General features: G+C 41.5%; 14 protein-coding genes, 8 tRNA genes, 2 rRNA genes and 1 other annotated feature. All 24 genes read right to left on the bottom strand.

Features of this window, described 5'->3' with window-relative positions; all coding sequences use genetic code 11:
* Nucleotides 1–417: a Mini-ribonuclease 3 gene (locus NON16_RS19825; protein ID WP_257351152.1), complete on the bottom strand. Its 417-nt coding sequence runs from the start codon at nt 415–417 to the stop codon at nt 1–3.
* Nucleotides 414–1,817, bottom strand: a complete 1,404-nt coding sequence (gene cysS, locus NON16_RS19820) for a cysteine--tRNA ligase (protein WP_257351151.1) — start codon at nt 1,815–1,817, stop codon at nt 414–416. Before cysS ends, NON16_RS19825 begins: the two co-directional genes overlap by 4 nt.
* A complete protein-coding gene (cysE, locus tag NON16_RS19815; protein ID WP_257351212.1) occupies nt 1,798–2,508 on the bottom strand; it encodes a serine O-acetyltransferase in 711 nt (236 codons plus the stop codon). Before cysE ends, cysS begins: the two co-directional genes overlap by 20 nt.
* Nucleotides 2,509–2,851: 343 nt before the next feature.
* Nucleotides 2,852–3,073: a binding site (T-box leader), on the bottom strand.
* A 122-nt stretch (nt 3,074–3,195) separates the two neighbouring features.
* A complete protein-coding gene (gene gltX / locus NON16_RS19810) occupies nt 3,196–4,665 on the bottom strand; it encodes a glutamate--tRNA ligase (RefSeq protein ID WP_257351150.1) in 1,470 nt (489 codons plus the stop codon).
* Nucleotides 4,666–4,739: 74 nt separating this feature from the next.
* Complete coding sequence (gene ispF, locus NON16_RS19805; protein ID WP_257351149.1) at nt 4,740–5,213, bottom strand: 2-C-methyl-D-erythritol 2,4-cyclodiphosphate synthase; 474 nt, start codon at nt 5,211–5,213, stop codon at nt 4,740–4,742.
* A complete protein-coding gene (ispD, locus tag NON16_RS19800; RefSeq protein ID WP_308216639.1) occupies nt 5,206–5,904 on the bottom strand; it encodes a 2-C-methyl-D-erythritol 4-phosphate cytidylyltransferase in 699 nt (232 codons plus the stop codon). Before ispD ends, ispF begins: the two co-directional genes overlap by 8 nt.
* Before the next feature lie 25 nt (nt 5,905–5,929).
* Nucleotides 5,930–7,036: a PIN/TRAM domain-containing protein gene (locus NON16_RS19795; RefSeq protein ID WP_257351147.1), complete on the bottom strand. Its 1,107-nt coding sequence runs from the start codon at nt 7,034–7,036 to the stop codon at nt 5,930–5,932.
* A gap of 318 nt (nt 7,037–7,354) precedes the next feature.
* Nucleotides 7,355–8,428: a DNA integrity scanning diadenylate cyclase DisA gene (gene disA, locus NON16_RS19790; RefSeq protein ID WP_257351146.1), complete on the bottom strand. Its 1,074-nt coding sequence runs from the start codon at nt 8,426–8,428 to the stop codon at nt 7,355–7,357.
* Between the two features lie 3 nt (nt 8,429–8,431).
* Nucleotides 8,432–9,802, bottom strand: a complete 1,371-nt coding sequence (gene radA / locus NON16_RS19785; RefSeq protein ID WP_257351145.1) for a DNA repair protein RadA — start codon at nt 9,800–9,802, stop codon at nt 8,432–8,434.
* Between the two features lie 284 nt (nt 9,803–10,086).
* Nucleotides 10,087–12,522: an ATP-dependent protease ATP-binding subunit ClpC gene (clpC, locus tag NON16_RS19780; RefSeq protein WP_257351144.1), complete on the bottom strand. Its 2,436-nt coding sequence runs from the start codon at nt 12,520–12,522 to the stop codon at nt 10,087–10,089.
* 13 nt (nt 12,523–12,535) lie between these two features.
* Nucleotides 12,536–13,609: a protein-arginine kinase McsB gene (gene mcsB / locus NON16_RS19775; RefSeq protein ID WP_257351143.1), complete on the bottom strand. Its 1,074-nt coding sequence runs from the start codon at nt 13,607–13,609 to the stop codon at nt 12,536–12,538.
* A gap of 3 nt (nt 13,610–13,612) precedes the next feature.
* Nucleotides 13,613–14,140, bottom strand: coding sequence for a protein-arginine kinase activator protein McsA (mcsA, locus tag NON16_RS19770; protein ID WP_257351142.1), 528 nt, complete (start codon nt 14,138–14,140; stop codon nt 13,613–13,615).
* A 13-nt stretch (nt 14,141–14,153) separates the two neighbouring features.
* Nucleotides 14,154–14,618 carry a CtsR family transcriptional regulator gene (locus NON16_RS19765; RefSeq protein ID WP_257351141.1) on the bottom strand — a complete coding sequence of 155 codons (465 nt, stop codon included), beginning with the start codon at nt 14,616–14,618 and terminating at the stop codon, nt 14,154–14,156.
* Nucleotides 14,619–14,746: 128 nt separating this feature from the next.
* Nucleotides 14,747–15,478: an MgtC/SapB family protein gene (locus tag NON16_RS19760; protein WP_257351140.1), complete on the bottom strand. Its 732-nt coding sequence runs from the start codon at nt 15,476–15,478 to the stop codon at nt 14,747–14,749.
* A 791-nt stretch (nt 15,479–16,269) separates the two neighbouring features.
* A tRNA-Pro gene (locus NON16_RS19755) sits at nt 16,270–16,343 on the bottom strand.
* Nucleotides 16,344–16,349: 6 nt separating this feature from the next.
* Nucleotides 16,350–16,426 (bottom strand) — tRNA-Arg (locus tag NON16_RS19750).
* Between the two features lie 28 nt (nt 16,427–16,454).
* A tRNA-Leu gene (locus tag NON16_RS19745) sits at nt 16,455–16,543 on the bottom strand.
* 5 nt (nt 16,544–16,548) lie between these two features.
* Nucleotides 16,549–16,623, bottom strand: a tRNA-Gly gene (locus NON16_RS19740).
* Between the two features lie 3 nt (nt 16,624–16,626).
* Nucleotides 16,627–16,712, bottom strand: a tRNA-Leu gene (locus NON16_RS19735).
* Nucleotides 16,713–16,737: 25 nt separating this feature from the next.
* Nucleotides 16,738–16,813: transfer RNA gene (locus NON16_RS19730), tRNA-Lys, on the bottom strand.
* Between the two features lie 287 nt (nt 16,814–17,100).
* A tRNA-Thr gene (locus tag NON16_RS19725) sits at nt 17,101–17,176 on the bottom strand.
* A 33-nt stretch (nt 17,177–17,209) separates the two neighbouring features.
* Nucleotides 17,210–17,285: transfer RNA gene (locus tag NON16_RS19720), tRNA-Val, on the bottom strand.
* Nucleotides 17,286–17,435: 150 nt separating this feature from the next.
* Nucleotides 17,436–17,551: ribosomal RNA gene (rrf, locus tag NON16_RS19715) — 5S ribosomal RNA — on the bottom strand.
* Between the two features lie 202 nt (nt 17,552–17,753).
* Nucleotides 17,754–17,921: ribosomal RNA gene (locus NON16_RS19710) — 23S ribosomal RNA — on the bottom strand; the annotation flags it as partial.

Below are 17,921 nucleotides of genomic sequence, written 5' to 3'. Positions count from 1 at the left end.
TCAATCCCTCCCTTCTATAATTGTTATTGAACGATGCATAACTTCACCTAGCCGATCCACATTATCCGACAAATAATGATAGCCAATTAGTGCTTCAAATGCCGTCCCATAGCGGTATGTCTGGATATCAGTATTTTTAGGAATAGTACCCATTTTGCCGTTACGCCCTCGGCGGACAACGCTTTGTTCTTCATCTGTTAATTCCCCTTGCTCAAGCATCGTTAAGATAATCACAGCCTGTGCTTTTGCAGAGACATAACCGGTAGCTAACTTATGAAGTTGTTGGGGCTTAACCTTTCCCTTTTCTAGGAGATGTGAGCGGATGTAAACTTCATAAATAGCGTCACCGATATAGGCTAAGGCAGATGACTTTAGTTGTTTAGGGTCTATTTGTGAAGGACTCTTAAATGAATTCATGATTTTCGCTTCCACCTTATGCCTTGAGGAGTGTCTTCAAGGAGGATTCCTTCATTCTGTAATTTATCGCGAATCTCGTCTGCTAGCTGGTAATTTTTCTGCCTGCGAGCTTCGTTTCGTTGACTAATTAGCTGGTCAACTTCCTCATCAAGAAGCTCTTGTTCTGTTTTCAGTTGTAAGCCGAGTACATTACCAACTTCATCGAAAACAGCGATAAATGAATTTAGCACATTTACGTTTGTATTTTTCTCTTGTAGGTAAAGATTAGCTTCCTTCGCGAGATCAAAAAGAACAGCAATTGCATTTGAAGTATTAAAATCATCGTCCATTTCGATGATAAACTGATTTCTAAAATGCTTTATTTTTTTCTTCCAGTCTTCCTCGTTTGTTCCAAGATCTACGCTGTGCTCGATACGATGTTCTAAATTACCGACTGTTGTACGGATCCGTTCCAAACTCACTTTCGCACTATCAAGCAACTCATCTGTAAAATTAATCGGATGACGATAATGAACATTCAGCATGAAGAACCGAAATGCTTGCGGGTCATATTTCTTTAACAAATCATGTAACATAATAAAGTTGCCAAGTGATTTCGACATCTTTTCGTTATTAATATTAATATATCCATTGTGCATCCAATAATTTGCCATTGGTGCTTCATTCAATGCTTCCGACTGTGCTATTTCATTCTCGTGATGCGGAAAGGATAAATCCTGACCTCCCGCATGGATATCAATCGTATTTCCTAAATACTTCTTCACCATAGCTGAGCACTCTATATGCCAGCCTGGACGACCTTTCCCCCATGGACTATCCCAGTAGATCTCACCCTCCTTTGCCGCCTTCCAAAGTACAAAATCGAGCGGGTCCTCTTTGTGTTCTCCGACTTGTATACGAGCTCCAACACGAAGTTCATCAATCGACTGCTGTGAAAGCTTTCCATAATCTTTAAACTTTTTTGTGCGGAAATAAACATCCCCGCCTGAAGCGTATGCGTATTCCTTTTCGACCAACATTTCAACAAATTGGATAATGTCATTCATCGTTTCAGTAACACGTGGATGTTGGTCGGCACGATTGATGTTAAGTGCCGTCACATCCTCATGATATGCCGTAATAAAACGTTCAGCAAGCGTTGGGACGTCTTCACCTAATTCATTCGCCGCCTTTATAATCTTATCGTCTACATCTGTAAAATTCGAAACGAAATGAACATCATACCCTCGATATTCAAGATATCTACGGACCGTATCAAATACAATTGGTGGTCGCGCATTTCCAATATGGATATAGTTATAAACAGTAGGACCACACACGTACATTTTAACTTTACCTTCATCAATCGATTTAAAAGGTTCTTTTTTACGTGTAAGGGTGTTATAAATTTGAATGTTCATTCTGATTCACTCCATTTTTCATTTGCTCAACTTCATTCCTTAATCGTTCGATTTCTTCTTCCATTACTTTAAATTTATCCGATACAGGGTCCGGAAGGTTTTGGTGTTCCAGGTCCTTTCGAACACGAACCCCATCTTGAATGACGATACGTCCCGGAATTCCAACTACTGTTGAATTGTGCGGAACATTTTGTAAAACGACTGATCCTGCCCCGACCTTCGAATTCTTTCCTATTGTGATTGATCCTAATACTTTTGCACCTGTTGCAACAAGAGCATTATCTTCAAGTGTTGGGTGGCGTTTCCCCTTTTCCTTACCGGTTCCTCCAAGTGTAACCCCTTGGAATAAGGTGACATTATCACCGATTTCACATGTTTCCCCAATCACGACACCCATTCCATGATCGATAAAGCAACGACGTCCAATTCTTGCTCCGGGGTGGATTTCGATACCTGTAAAAAAGCGACTGATCTGGGAAATGCAGCGCGCGAGAAAAAAGAGCTTTTGTTTCCAAAAAAGATGCGCAAATCGATGAGCCCAAACCGCGTGTAACCCAGAGTACGTTAGGATGACTTCCAAATAACTACGTGCTGCCGGGTCCTGGTCGAACACCACATCAATATCTTCTTTCAATGTCTTAATCATAAACCCACTCCTCTCATAAAAGTGTAAGCGACTGGTTAGGTGCAACAAGCGCTGGAAGCTTTTCAGAAGGAAACGTGACCTTCGTTTCCAATGAAAAAGTGAAGCGACCTCGAGCACCTAGGAGCTGAAACTGGATAAAATAAAAGTGTAAGCGACTGGTTAGGTGCGATAAAGAAAACTTGACATCCACCGAACTAATGTGAGGTGGTTGCCTTAGTTGCACTTATGCCCATGGTGCAAGCGCTGGAGCCTTTTCAGAAGGAAACATGCCCTTCGTTTTCAATGAAAAAGTGAAGCGACCTCGAGCACCTAGGAGCTGAAACTGGATAAAATAAAAGTGTAAGCGACTAGAGTTGATACAACGCAAAAAAGCGTCTCTGTGATTACTCACAGAGACGCTTATGGCGCGGTCCCACTCTGTTTAGAAGAAGAAAGGCTCATCTTCTCACTCAAACCCCGTTAACGGTAGGGAACCGCCTTTATTTACTCTATGTTCAATAAAGGTCTCCGAGGTGCATTTCAGGTTGCCTTTCTTAAACCACTTTCAGCCAATCATGGTTCTCTCTTTAAAGAAAGCGCGATCCTTACTTCTCCTCATCAAAGATTTTTCGCTTCAATGTTTTTATAGTATTACCTTATCAACTCATTAACTACTTCTTTTACTATATTATATTTTATAGAAAAAGTGTATTCTTTCGTTTTTTTAAAGCCAATGTTTCAAATATGACTCGATTATTTACCAAACTGCTCAATTGTTTTTTGTAGTCTTATAATAACAGTATCCTTACCAAGCAGCGATAATGAATTTGGAAGTTCAGGTCCGTGCATTTGCCCTGTAGCTGCAACACGAATTGGCATGAACAGTTTTTTCCCTTTATGTCCTGTCGCTTTCTGAGTCGCTTTAATTGCAGCCTTAATCTCTCCAGGTTCAAACGTCTCCATATTGCGAATTTGATCAATAAGGCCTCGCATGACTTCAGGAACTTGTTCTTCACTTAAAATTTCCGCAGCCGCCTCGTCATATGCAATCGATTCATTGAAAAACAACTCGGTCAACGGGACGATCTCTGCTCCAAATGTTAATTGTTCTTGATAGAGTGCCACTAGGTCCCGAACCCATTTCTCATCAAGTTCTGAACGCTCTGTAGAAATCCGCCCCGCTTTTTCAAGGTGCGGTACAGTCAGTTCAAGAACATGCTCAAAATCAGTGTCTTTAATATATTGGTTGTTCATCCACTCCAGTTTTTTTACATCAAAAACAGCAGGAGCCTTTGACAGACGGTCTGCATCAAATATTTCAATAAATTGCTCTTTCGTGAACAATTCATCTTCACCCTTTGGAGACCAGCCTAATAATCCGATAAAGTTAAATAGCGCTTCCGGAAGATACCCTAGCTCCTCGTATTGTTCGATGAACTGAATAGTCGTCTCATCCCGTTTGCTTAGTTTTTTTCGGTTTTCATTAACAATAAGAGTCATATGGCCGAAAACCGGTGCATCCCAACCTAACGCTTCATAAACCATTAACTGTTTTGGTGTGTTGGAAATGTGATCATCTCCACGTAAAACATGAGAGATCTTCATATGATAATCATCAATTGCAACCGCAAAGTTATACGTCGGAATTCCATCTTTTTTGACAATCACCCAATCGCCGATTCCATTAGATTCAAAGCTAACATGCTCTTTTACTAGGTCATTGAACGTATATTCTTTATCATGTGGAACTGCAAAGCGGATACTTGGAGTACGGCCTTCCGCTTCAAGTTTTTGTTGTTCTTCTTCAGTCAAGTGGCGGCATTTACCAGAATAGCGAGGCATTTCTCCGCGTGCCTGCATGGCTTCACGTTCTTGTTCAAGCTCTTCCTCTGTACAATAGCATTTATAAGCAAGACCCTTATCTAAAAGCTCCTTATAATGTTTCTGATAAAGATCAATTCGTTCCATCTGCCGGTATGGACCATAGTCACCACCTACATCAACGCTTTCATCCCAATCCATTCCTAACCATTTCAAGTAATTAAGCTGACTATATTCTCCGCCTTCAACGTTTCTCTTTTGATCAGTATCCTCAATTCGGATGATGAACTTTCCATTTTGACTTCTTGCAAACAAATAATTAAATAACGCAGCTCGTGCATTACCAATATGTAAATGTCCTGTTGGGCTTGGTGCATAACGAACTCTAATTTCTTTCGACATACTAATTATCCTTTCTCTGTTGGGCATGTATTTTAATGCAAGAATAGACGCAATAAATTGTTTTCAGTTTACCTTCATTTTTCCAGCAATACAACTGCTTGCGCTGCAATACCTTCGCCTCTGCCGGTAAAACCAAGCTTTTCAGTAGTTGTTGCTTTTACGTTTACTTGATCCAGGTTCGCATCTAAAATTTTAGCAATTACACTTCTCATGTCGTTTATATAAGGAGCCATTTTGGGGTACTGCGCGATAATGGTTGCATCGACGTTCCCTAGAAGGAAGCCCTGTTTCTTTGCTAATTCGAACGCTCGTTCAAGTAAAACCTTAGAATCGATATCCTTAAAATCCGCACTAGTATCAGGGAAATGTTTACCGAGGTCACCTTCTCCGATAGCTCCAAGAATAGCGTCCGTCACAACATGTAATAACACATCTGCATCTGAGTGACCTAATAAACCTTTTTCGTAAGGAACCTGAATACCTCCGATAATTAGTGGCCTTCCTTCAACCAATTGATGTACATCATATCCTTGTCCAACTCTAAACATCCAACTCTCGCTCCTCTATCTGCCTGATAATTGAATTTGCGAAAAGCATATCCTCTGGTGTCGTCAATTTAATATTCAAATAACTACCTTCCACAACAGCTACCTGCTTGCCAATAGATTCCACCAAACTCGCATCGTCTGTACCAATGTAACCGAGCTTTTCTGCCGTTTCATGGGCTTGTACTAGAATAGACAGATGAAAAGCTTGTGGGGTTTGGACAGCCCACAAGCTACTACGATCAACGGTCTTGACAACCTTATTCGCTTCTATTTGTTTAATTGTATCTTTAAGGGGGACCGCTAATACAGCAGCTCCACACTCATCAGCCTGTAATACAAGCTGGTGGATAGAATCAAGTGAAACAAAGGGCCTTGCACCATCATGGATTAGGACCAAAATTTCTTCCTTAATTGCCTTTACCCCTTCATAAACGCTGTTTTGTCGTTCTTTTCCACCTACTACGATGTCTAGAACCTTCATCAATTTATATTCAGATACAAGACGTTTAAGTTCAATCAATTCAATTTGATTACCAACAATGATTATGCCATTGCACCAATCATCTTTTTCAAATACCTGTAATGTTCGAACGATTAGCGGTACACCATCTAGAAGCAGCAATTGCTTGTTTCGATCGGCTTTCATTCGCTTTCCCTGTCCCGCTGCAGGTATGACTACCTTGTAATTCACACTACTCATCTACTTTCGCATCATATTACAGAGCCTTCTCCAAGAGCTTTGGCTTTGCAAAAATCATTCGGCCTGCAGATGTTTGTAGAACACTTGTCACAAGAACATCAATCGTTTTCCCGATATAATCCCGTCCATCTTCAACAACAATCATCGTACCATCATCCAAGTACCCTACGCCTTGGTTATGTTCTTTTCCATCCTTGATCACTTGTACATTCAATTCTTCACCCGGAAGAACGACAGGTTTGACCGCATTCGCGAGATCATTAATATTCAATACTGGAACACCTTGAAACTCACAAACTTTATTCAAGTTGTAATCATTCGTTACGACCATTCCAGAAACTAATTTTCCGAGCTTTACAAGTTTGCTGTCTACTTCATGTACATCTTCAAAATCACCTTCATAAATTTCAACCTTTATAGAAAGCTCTTTTTGAATTCGATTCAGAATATCCAAACCACGCCGTCCTCGATTTCGTTTCAATACGTCAGAAGAATCGGCAATATGCTGTAGCTCTTCGAGTACAAATTGAGGGATAACAATTGGACCTTCTAAAAACCCTGTTTGACAAACATCTGCAATTCTACCGTCAATTATGACACTCGTATCAAGGATTTTCAAGATGCCTTCTCGCTTCACTTCCCCGTCTGCATCCTTCTTTTTATCCTTATTTGCTCGAGCTGAAGTAAATAAACTAACAAGCTCTTCACGCTTTTTGAAACCAAAACGAAATCCAATGTACCCTAGTAAAGCCGTAAAGAAAAACCCGATTACATTGACAACGATATTAAGTTCCATGCTATTAAACGCAAACATCGCTAAATACGCGACAATTAATCCGAAAACGAGACCGATTGAACCGAATAAGACATCCGCTACAGGCACCTTCATGAGCGATTCTTCAATCCACTGGATGAACCCAACAATATAATCCGCTAACCAAAATGTACTCACATAGAAAAGCCCTGCACCAATCACTATCCCCATATATGGTGAAGTAATGAACCCTGGTAAATTCCCAATGTGAATTAAATTATTTAATAAACGAATAAGTTCGGGTACATAAAGAAAACCAAGCGTTCCACCAACGACAATAAAAAATAATTGAACAATTCTCTTTAACATAATTGTTCACCTCCTCCTTTTCATTATAGACAGTTCAACAATTTTGAAACCTCTTTGTCGCTAATTTTACATAAAATAACAAGGTAAATACAGTGTTTTGCACTTTTGTCACCGTATCGTTAACTAATTGTCAACTTATTTTTGTCACTTTTTGAACATCTTTTTAAATAAGGGTTCAAAAATCAATGAATTAGAAACAAGAAGTTCAAGGCATGACAGTTTTGAGGACCAGAATGTATGATATTAATACATGAGGACCGGAAAAACCGAGTAACGAAGAAATTCGCCGTTTAAAATTCTGTTGTATTTTTGAACCTCCTATATATGACGATCCAAAAAGAGCTGCTCCTGGATCCTCTTCAAACCCTCCTTAATCTTACGGGCACGGATCTCTCCAATTCCTTCTACTTCATCCAACTCTTCAATTGAAGCTTTCAATGTATGTTGAAGGTGATTGAAGTGCTTTACGAGGTTTCCGATGATTAGGGAAGGTAGCCTTGGAATCTTGTTTAATATCCGGTATCCTCGTGGCTTGATTGTTTCTTCATAAATGTTTGCAGATGGAAGATAGCCAAGTAAGCGAACAATTGCATTTTCCTCTAAAAGCTCTTCACTCGTTAGCTTTTTAAGCTCAAGCATCATACGAGTTGGATCTACCTTTGGATCTTTCGCATAGTCTTTTACAATTAGGGCTGCTTCCTCTTCAATATTGGAGACGAGCTCTTCCATTTGCATACTAATTAATCGTCCTTCAGAGCCTAGTTCATTTACGTATTTAATAATCTCATTTCGAATCCTGAGTACCATTTCAATTCGATGGATAACCTGGGATACCTCCTGAAACGTCACCAATTCCTCAAATTCAAGTGCACCGAGATCTGTAATGCTCTGATCTAGCACAGATTTATATTTCTCCAATGTTTGTAATGCTTGGTTCGCTTTCGTCAATATCACACCAATATCTTGCAGTGAGTAACGGATATTGCCTTGATATAATGTGATAACATTCCTTCTTTGCGAAATTGATATCACTAGATTACCCGTTTGTTTCGCTACCCGCTCTGCAGTCCGGTGCCTGATTCCGGTCTCCTTCGATGGAATTGCTGTATCGGGAATTAACTGGGTATTCGCATATAAGATACGTGCACCCTCATCATTTAAAATAATTGCACCATCCATTTTCGCAAGTTCGTATAAATAGGCTGGTGAAAACCTGCAGTTAATCGTAAATCCACCATCAACAATTTTCTGTACCTTTTCATTGAAGCCAACAACAATTAAACCACCAGTCTTAGCTCGCAGTACATTGTCGACCCCGTCGCGAAGAGGTGTACCAGGAGCAATGAATTGTAACATTTTACTTACGATTAGTTCTCTCATTGCAACGTCCATACTTTATCCTCCCATACTTTGACGCAGCGCATCTTCAAGTGTTGACACGCCCACTACTTCAATTCCATCCGGTACAGTCCATCCACCTAAATTCTTTTCAGGAAGAATAGCACGCTTGAAACCAAGCTTTGCTACTTCATGGACCCGTTGTTCAACGCGCGAAACCCTTCGTACTTCCCCAGTTAATCCTATTTCACCAATGTAGACATCGGTGGGCTCAGTTGGGCGATCACGAAAGCTGGATGCGATACTAATTGCGATTGCTAAATCAATTGCCGGTTCATCAAGCCTTACTCCTCCGGCAACATTTACGTAGGCGTCTTGGTTTTGTAACAATAAACCGACCCGTTTTTCAAGGACAGCCATCAACAATGAAACCCGGTTATAGTCGATTCCATTCCCCATCCTTCTTGGATTTCCAAAACTCGTTGGTGAAACGAGTGCCTGGATTTCAACAAGTACCGGCCTCGTACCTTCAAGAGACGCGACAATCGCAGAACCGGCAGCCCCGTTCGAACGTTCTTCTAGGAAAACCTCTGATGGATTTTGGACTTCATCAAGTCCTCCTTCTTTCATTTCAAAAACACCAATTTCATTTGTTGATCCAAAGCGATTTTTTACTGCTCGTAGGATTCGATACGTATGATGACGTTCCCCTTCGAAATAAAGTACAGCGTCCACCATATGTTCCAACAATCTTGGGCCAGCAATCGATCCTTCTTTAGTAACGTGTCCAACAATAAATGTTGCAATTCCTCTCGTTTTTGAGACACGCATAAAATGAGAGGTGCATTCACGAACTTGTGAAACACTTCCCGGCGCAGAGGTAACCTCAGACCGAAAAACCGTTTGGATCGAATCAATAATTAGTATACTAGGCTTCACATCATCGATTGCTTTTTCTATTAAGTCCATATCGGTTTCGGCATGGACATAAAGGTTATCGTTATTAATTCCTAGTCGATCTGCTCGTAGCTTTGTCTGCTTGATCGATTCCTCACCTGAAATGTACAAAACGGTATGTCCGTTCCCCGCTAATTCTGCAGATGCCTGGAGCAGTATAGTTGACTTCCCAATACCTGGGTCCCCACCCACAAGAATAAGGGATCCAGGAACAACTCCACCACCCAGTACCCGATTTAACTCACTGATTTTGGTATCGATCCTCGGTTCTTTTTCACTCTTAACTTTGGTAATCGGCTCAGGCCTTTGACTTGAACTGCCTGTGTTAAACGACCGTCGATGCCCTTTTTCCTGTTGTATGACCTCTTCAACCATCGTGTTCCACTTACCACAGCCTGGGCATTTCCCCATCCATTTTGGTGAATCGTAACCGCATTCCTGACATAAAAAACTCGTTTTCCGTTTCGCCATTATCTCTTCCCTCATTCCTGAACGGTCATCCGTACTTATCGTCTGCTAAGTTACTGTAATCATATCATATATCCATTCAGGAACTCCCACTTTAAGGGGGTTAACATCCTCATAGTCTATTGTATTCAATAGATAAGTCCATATGGGTAAAAGATCCGAAAAAGAATAGAAAAGGAGGAAGACCCATTCTTAGTCCCCCTCCTTGATGTTCTAGAGGAAACCCGGTAATCACCGAGCTTCTAGGTAACAAAATTATATATTTTCTTGCCTTGTGAAAAATATCGTTAGCTTCCCACACCGACTGATTGAACCGTAAAATCATTGTCTTCCACATCAATCTTAACTGTCTGGCCCTTGGTGATCGAGCCTTTAAGCAGCTCTTCTGATAGACGATCCTCAATTCTACGTTGAAGTGCACGTCGTAATGGACGAGCACCGTAGTCAGGATCGTACCCTTCTTCTGCAATCTTTTCCAAAGCGGAATCCGTAAGCTCAATATCGATTCCCTGTTCAGAGAGACGCTTTTGCAGTTGATTCGCCATTAAGCTAATGATCTGTTTAAGGTGCTCCCTTTCTAGTGAATGGAAAACAATCGTTTCATCAATTCGGTTTAAAAATTCTGGACGGAATGCTTTCTTCATTTCATCCATTACTTTACTTTTCATATTTTCATATTCCTGATTTTCACTTTGAACGGTAAAGCCCATGTGCTTATTACGCTTTAATGTACTCGCACCCACGTTGGACGTCATAATCACAACCGTGTTCCGGAAGTCAACAGTACGCCCTTTTGAATCAGTTAAACGTCCATCTTCAAGAACCTGAAGCAAAATGTTAAACACTTCTGGGTGAGCTTTTTCAATTTCATCAAGTAAAATGACGGAATATGGGTTGCGTCGTACTTTTTCAGTTAATTGCCCGCCTTCTTCATGACCTACATAACCTGGAGGTGAACCAACAAGACGACTTGTCGTATGCTTCTCCATGTATTCAGACATATCGATGCGGATTGTTGAATCTTCATCCCCAAACATTGCTTCAGCAACTGCACGAGCAAGCTCAGTTTTACCGACACCTGTTGGTCCGAGGAATATAAATGAACCAATTGGACGTTTTGGATCTTTAAGTCCAGCCCGTGCACGACGGATCGCTTTCGAAACTGCTTTTACTGCTTCCTCTTGACCAATCAACCGATTATGGAGAATAGACTCCATATTCAATAATCGCTCGGTTTCTGCTTGCTTTAGCTTCGATACAGGAATTCCAGTCCAACTGGCAACAACAAGCGCAATATCTTCAGGGGTCACTTCTGTATTTTCCTGACCCTGCTTTTCTTTCCAAGTATTTTTCGTAGATTCCAATTCCTCACGAAGCTTTTGTTCAGAGTCTCGTAAGGATGCCGCTTTTTCAAATTCCTGACTTTGTACAGCAGCGTCCTTTTCTTTACGAACTCCATCAAGCTTTTGTTCTAGCTCTTTTAAATTCGGAGGAGCCGTGTAAGAACGCAAGCGGACCTTGGATGCAGCCTCATCGATCAAGTCAATCGCTTTATCCGGAAGGAAGCGATCAGAAATATATCGATCGGATAGTTTCACAGCTTCATCAATCGCTTCATCTGTGATCGTTACTCGATGGTGAGCTTCATAACGATCACGTAATCCTTGTAGAATCTGTCTCGATTCATCCTTCGTTGGTTCGTTTACACGGATCGGTTGGAAACGTCGTTCAAGCGCTGCGTCTTTCTCAATGTACTTACGGTATTCATCAAGGGTCGTCGCACCAATACACTGTAACTCCCCACGAGCCAGTGCCGGTTTAAGAATGTTTGAAGCATCAATAGCACCCTCTGCTCCACCTGCTCCGATTAATGTATGAAGCTCATCAATAAAGAGAATGATGTTTCCTGCCTGACGGATTTCATCCATAACCTTTTTGAGTCGGTCTTCAAACTCCCCACGATATTTTGTTCCAGCAACAACTGTACCCATATCAAGCGTCATCACACGCTTATCACGCAGTGTTTCAGGTACTTCATTATTTATAATTTGTTGAGCAAGCCCTTCGGCGATTGCCGTTTTACCAACACCGGGTTCCCCAATTAGGACCGGATTGTTTTTCGTTCGTCGACTTAAGACCTCAATCACTCGTTGAATTTCTTTACCTCTTCCGATAACCGGATCAAGGCTATCTTCTCTTGCTACTGCTGTTAAATCTCTTGCAAGGCTATCTAGTGTAGGTGTATTCGCATTAGCTGATGATCCTCCATGAGCTGAAGATGAGGATTCATTGCTCCCTAATAGTTGCAGAACCTGCTGTCTTGCTTTATTCAGGCTAACACCAAGATTATTTAATACCCTTGCTGCTACACCTTCACCTTCACGAATTAATCCTAGTAATATATGCTCTGTTCCTACATAAGAATGACCCAGCTTTCTTGCCTCATCCATCGATAACTCAATGACCTTTTTTGCTCTAGGCGTATAGTGAATCGTTTCAACGGATTCCTGACCCTTCCCAATCAGAGATTCGACTTCCTTTTGTATCTTTTCTGGGCTTAGTCCAAGTACTGAAAGAGCCTTAGCTGCAATTCCCTCACCTTCACGTACGAGACCAAGTAATATATGTTCTGTCCCCACATTGTTATGTCCTAGACGGATTGCTTCTTCTTGAGCAAGGGCGAGTACCTTTTGAGCTCGTTCTGTAAATCGTCCAAACATCATCCTGATCACCTTCCTATTCGTTGTTCTTTTCTAACTTTAATCGCTCACGTATTAACGTAGCACGGCGAATATCACGTTCGTCGGGAGATAATGATTGTTTCGCATACTGCTGTAGGAATCCTGGTTGAGTCAAAATCATAAGTTCATTTAAAATTGTGTTCGAAATTCCCTCGATCAGCTTTAAATCGATGCCAAGCCGAACATCTGATAAACATTTTGTTGCCTCTTTAGATTGTATGATACGACTATTAGCAAGGGTACCAAGAGAACGGAACACTCGATCCTCTAATTGGAGTTTTGAGGTTTCAACTAGACTCATTCTCGCCGTCTTTTCTTGTTCGACAAGCTGTAGTACAACCCCTCTTAAATCTTCCACAATATCTTCTTCAGATTTTCCTAATGTTATTTGATTTGAAATTTGGAATACATTGCCCTGTGCTTCGCTACCTTCTCCATAAATTCCTCTTACCACAAGGCCCAGTTGATTAATTGCTGGGATAATTCGTTGCATTTTTTGAGTCAGTACGAGTGCAGGTAAGTGCATCATAACGGAGGCCCTCATACCTGTACCGACATTAGTCGGGCAGCTTGTTAAGTATCCACGCTCTTCATCAAATGCGTACTCTACCTTTTGTTCTATCCAATCGTCAAGTCCACTTGCTAATGCTAATGTTTCATTTAATTGGAAGCCCGGGAACAAGCATTGAATCCTAATATGATCCTCTTCATTGACCATAATGCTAACAGATTCCTCTTCACTCATTAAGACACCAGACTGTTTGGGGCTTTCCGCAAGATTAGGGCTGATTAAATGCTTTTCAACAAGTACACGCTTTTCAACAGACTTTAAATCATCGATATCAATATATGCTAATTTGCCGATATTACCATATGAATCATCTTCAAAATGTTTGCGAACTTGTTGATTAACTGCCCTTAATTGTTCATCGGTCGCTACAAGAGGGAACACATCCCCCTCCAAATTACGCGCCAAACGAATCCGACTACTCAAAACAATATCTGAATCAGGGCCCTCTTGTTTCATCCAAGGGCTGATGGCTTTGTTTATAAATCGCTCCAAAGACATCTGTTAACTCCCCCCATCCAAACGTTTTTCATAAGCTCGGATTTCGTCCCGAACCTTTGCAGCTTCTTCAAACTCTTCCTGATCAATTAATTTTTTCAAATGATGCTTTAGCTGTTCGATCTTCTTTCGTTCTAGTAGATCACTGCCAATCCGTTTAGGTACCTTCCCTGAGTGAGAGGTATTCCCCCCATGGATCCGTTTAAAAATAGGGCTTAACTTCGATTCAAATGTTTCATAGCATTGTGCACATCCGAACCGGCCTACTTTTGTAAATTGATGATAGGTCAATCCGCATTTTGGGCATTTTCCTGGGTGCTTTTCTCGAGTTTGTGTTGAAGATCCTCCTAATGATTGTTCAAAATCAAGCAATCCGGATAATAGATTGTGAATGGAAAATGAATTAGAACCCGGAATAAAATCTCCTTTTTCCTTTGCGCATTGTTCACATAAATGAACCTCGTTCTTTTCCCCGTTTATTATTTTCGTGAAGTGCAATGTTGCAGGCCTCTGTTGGCATTCCTGACAATACATGCGGCACACCCCCTCAACCTTTATACTTTAAACTCTGAATCATTGCCTTTAGTAGGTTTGCTCGTAATTCATCACGGTAAGGTAAAATAACATTAATTGTTGATCGATCAATGACGCTTCGCATCAGTCGTGCTTCCCTTATACTAAGAATGTCCTCTTCTAGTAGCCGAAAAATAATATTTTCACTTGCTGACTGACTAATTCTTGATTTAATCAGTATAAGAACCTGATCTAGAAGTGCTGTTGTGTTATCCATCTCAATTTTAATAATCCGAATGTATCCCCCTCCTCCTCTTTTACTTTCCACGATAAAGCCTTTTTCAATCGTAAACCTCGTGTTAATAACATAGTTGATTTGCGAGGGGACGCACTGGAACTGTTCAGCAATTTCACTTCTTTTAATCTCAATTGCTTTCTTTCGACTGTTTTGAATGATTTCCTTTAAATGAGCCTCAATAATATCAGAAATGTTCCTCATCCCATTGGATCCCCTCCTCCGTCCTGACTTTGACTATCTTTGACTATAATTATAAACATCTGCAACAGATTTGCAAATGTTTTGATGTTTCCATTATTGCCAGTGTCGTAAATGGATAAACCTATATATTATTCCGATGCAAACACTTTATATACATGTTCATTCGCTTGAATCCGATCATAAAGCTCTGGAAGCTTCTTAGCATTAGGAATGTGTACTTTAAACAAATATTTCACCATTGGAACCGCAGCATCGTTCGGGTAATCATCTACAGATATATGAGAGATTGGCATTTTAAATTCTTCCAGCTCATTCACGATCTCAGCTAACGTTACTTCCTTATTTTCTACAATTACAATAAGGTGTTGAAACCTTTGTTTTCTAAAATAAAGATCCTCGAATTTATTTAAAAATAAAAGGCTTAAGATCATTACAAACGTTGTAAAAATCGCTTCAAAATACATCCCAATACCAACAACTAATCCAATCCCAGCAACTACCCAGATCGAAGCAGCAGTCGTTAAACCTTTCACAGTCACGCCATGTACAAGAATCGTCCCTGCTCCCAAGAAACCGATCCCACTGACAACATATGCGGGTAACCGGGAAGGGTCAAAGCCTTGGATATTTTCGTGAGTCGATAAAAAATCATTAAAGCCGAAGATAGATAAGATCATCATTAAGCATGAACCTACCCCAACTAATAAGTGAGTTCGAAATCCCGCAGGATGTCTCTTAAATTCACGTTCAATTCCAACCATGCCGCATAATAAGGCAGCTAGTAATAACCTGATTGTTATGGTTGTTAAATCCTCGTCCCACCATTCAAACAACTCCTCGATCCACTCAAACCATTCCATATTCATCTCCCCTGTCCTATCTATAATTTCACAAAAGCACTCTTTATATCTTATGGTATTTAGTAATCAATTATAGTCGAACCTTTAGACTTTGTCTTACTACGAACCCTTTTCTCTTTAAAAATGTGATTGGTGGAAATGAGTGAAGCTCGTTTCTTCGTTATTCGTTAAGGTGGCGGATAATCGGGGAGTAGTTTTGGTTGGTTCATGTTTAAAAGTAAGGTTTCGCGTATAAACGCACTTTGCACGCCAAAATGTAGAATAGCGCGGCATCCACCCCCGTTTCCGCCTGAAAAGTTCTGATGCTCGAATAGGTTTCAAAAGATTAAATAGTGACCTTTTTTGTACCACTTTAACTCCCAACGCGTACTTTTCGCTCTAAAAATGAGTTCAGTGGAAACGAGTGAGGCTCGTTTCTTCATTTTAAAAGAGATTATATCATGTTGTTATCCGACTTCCGCTGTTTGTTATCCAAAGGTGTATTTTTACACAAAAAAAGATGAAACGATTGATATTCGTTTCACCTCTTTGAGGCCCGGCGACGTCCTACTCTCACAGGACTTGCACACGATGTGCTGGCTTCGACGTTCACCACAGGACGTGGTGGTTTTTAGTCGAAGTTCCTTTTTAGTACCATTGGCGCTCGAGCTTAACTTCCGTGTTCGCCTTCGGACTGCGATGAACGTCAGATCTCGGCGTCATCTGCACTCGCACCGGTCCTCGCGTATATCATACGCTGCGGGCGTCACTCCTTTGTTTCCTTGACCTCTTCGTTCCTCTCAGCCCTCGTATNGGGAAGACAGGATTTGAACCTGCGACCCCCTGGTCCCAAACCAGGTGCTCTACCAAGCTGAGCCACTTCCCGTAAAAATGGCGCGCCCTGAGAGATTCGAACTCCCGACCTTTTGATTCGTAGTCAAACACTCTATCCAGCTGAGCTAAGGGCGCACACAATATTTGATTAAGGTTACTAAAATGGTGCCGAGGGCCGGACTTGAACCGGCACGATAGTCACCTACCGCAGGATTTTAAGTCCTGTGTGTCTGCCAATTCCACCACCCCGGCATCATTGGAGCGGAAGACGGGATTCGAACCCGCGACCCCCACCTTGGCAAGGTGGTGTTCTACCACTGAACTACTTCCGCATATGGTGCGGGTGAAGGGACTTGAACCCCCACGTCACAAGGACACTAGATCCTAAGTCTAGCGCGTCTGCCAATTCCGCCACACCCGCAATTAAATTGTTCAAAAATCGAAAGTGGTGAGCCATGAAGGACTCGAACCTTCGACCCTCTGATTAAAAGTCAGATGCTCTACCAACTGAGCTAATGGCTCTTGTTATTATGATGATTATTCATCTTTATGTCCCTTTCTCTACAAGATTAAGCTATCGTAGAATGCTGCGTCGGGACAACTCACAGTCTTTTCATGATGTAACGTTCGTTGCTCTACCAACTGAGCTAATGGCGCTTGTTATTATGATGATTATTCATCTTTATGTCCCTTTCTCTACAAGATTAAGCTATCGTAGAATGCTGCGTCGGGACAACTCACAGTCTTTTCATGATGTAACGTTCGTTGCTCTACCAACTGAGCTAATGGCTCTTGCAAAATCCAAAAACTGGTGCCGGCCAGAGGACTTGAACCCCCAACCTACTGATTACAAGTCAGTTGCTCTACCAATTGAGCTAGGCCGGCAGAGAATTAAAAAAATATCATTTTAAGTAAATATGGTGGAGGATGACGGGATCGAACCGCCGACCCCCTGCTTGTAAGGCAGGTGCTCTCCCAGCTGAGCTAATCCTCCATATGTAAAGCCCGGCGACGTCCTACTCTCACAGGGGGAAGCCCCCAATTACCATTGGCGCTGAAGAGCTTAACTTCCNCTAGGTAGTCGGATCTTTTCTTCGCAATAAAAAAGAGATGAAACGATTACTATTCGTTTCACCTCTTTGAGGCCCGGCGACGTCCTACTCTCACAGGGGGAAGCCCCCAATTACCATTGGCGCTGAAGAGCTTAACTTCCGTGTTCGGCATGGGAACGGGTGTGACCTCTTCGCCGTCGTCACCAGACTACGATTTGTGATAACCTTCGACCTTCTTCGTCAGCTGCGTTCACTCTCATCCTCATGTACGTTCGAAATACACTCCGGTGATCATTCACTTGCTTCCTCGAATCTCTCGGTTCTGACAAATCCATATTCAGTTGAAGGAATCCCATTCCTTCAAAACTAGATAACGTCATTCTTGAATTGAAACATCGAAGATGTTACTTATGGTTAAGTCCTCGATCGATTAGTATCTGTCAGCTCCACGTGTTGCCACGCTTCCACACCAGACCTATCAACCTCATCATCTCTGAGGGATCTTACTCGCTTACGCGATGGGAAATCTCATCTTGAGGGGGGCTTCATGCTTAGATGCTTTCAGCACTTATCCCGTC

The sequence above is a fragment of the Pseudalkalibacillus decolorationis genome (assembly GCF_024609785.1).
Classification (GTDB): Bacteria; Bacillota; Bacilli; order Bacillales; family Fictibacillaceae; genus Pseudalkalibacillus; species Pseudalkalibacillus decolorationis.
Note: the sequence above shows the minus strand (reverse complement) of the source record. Positions and strands in the feature narration are given on the sequence as shown.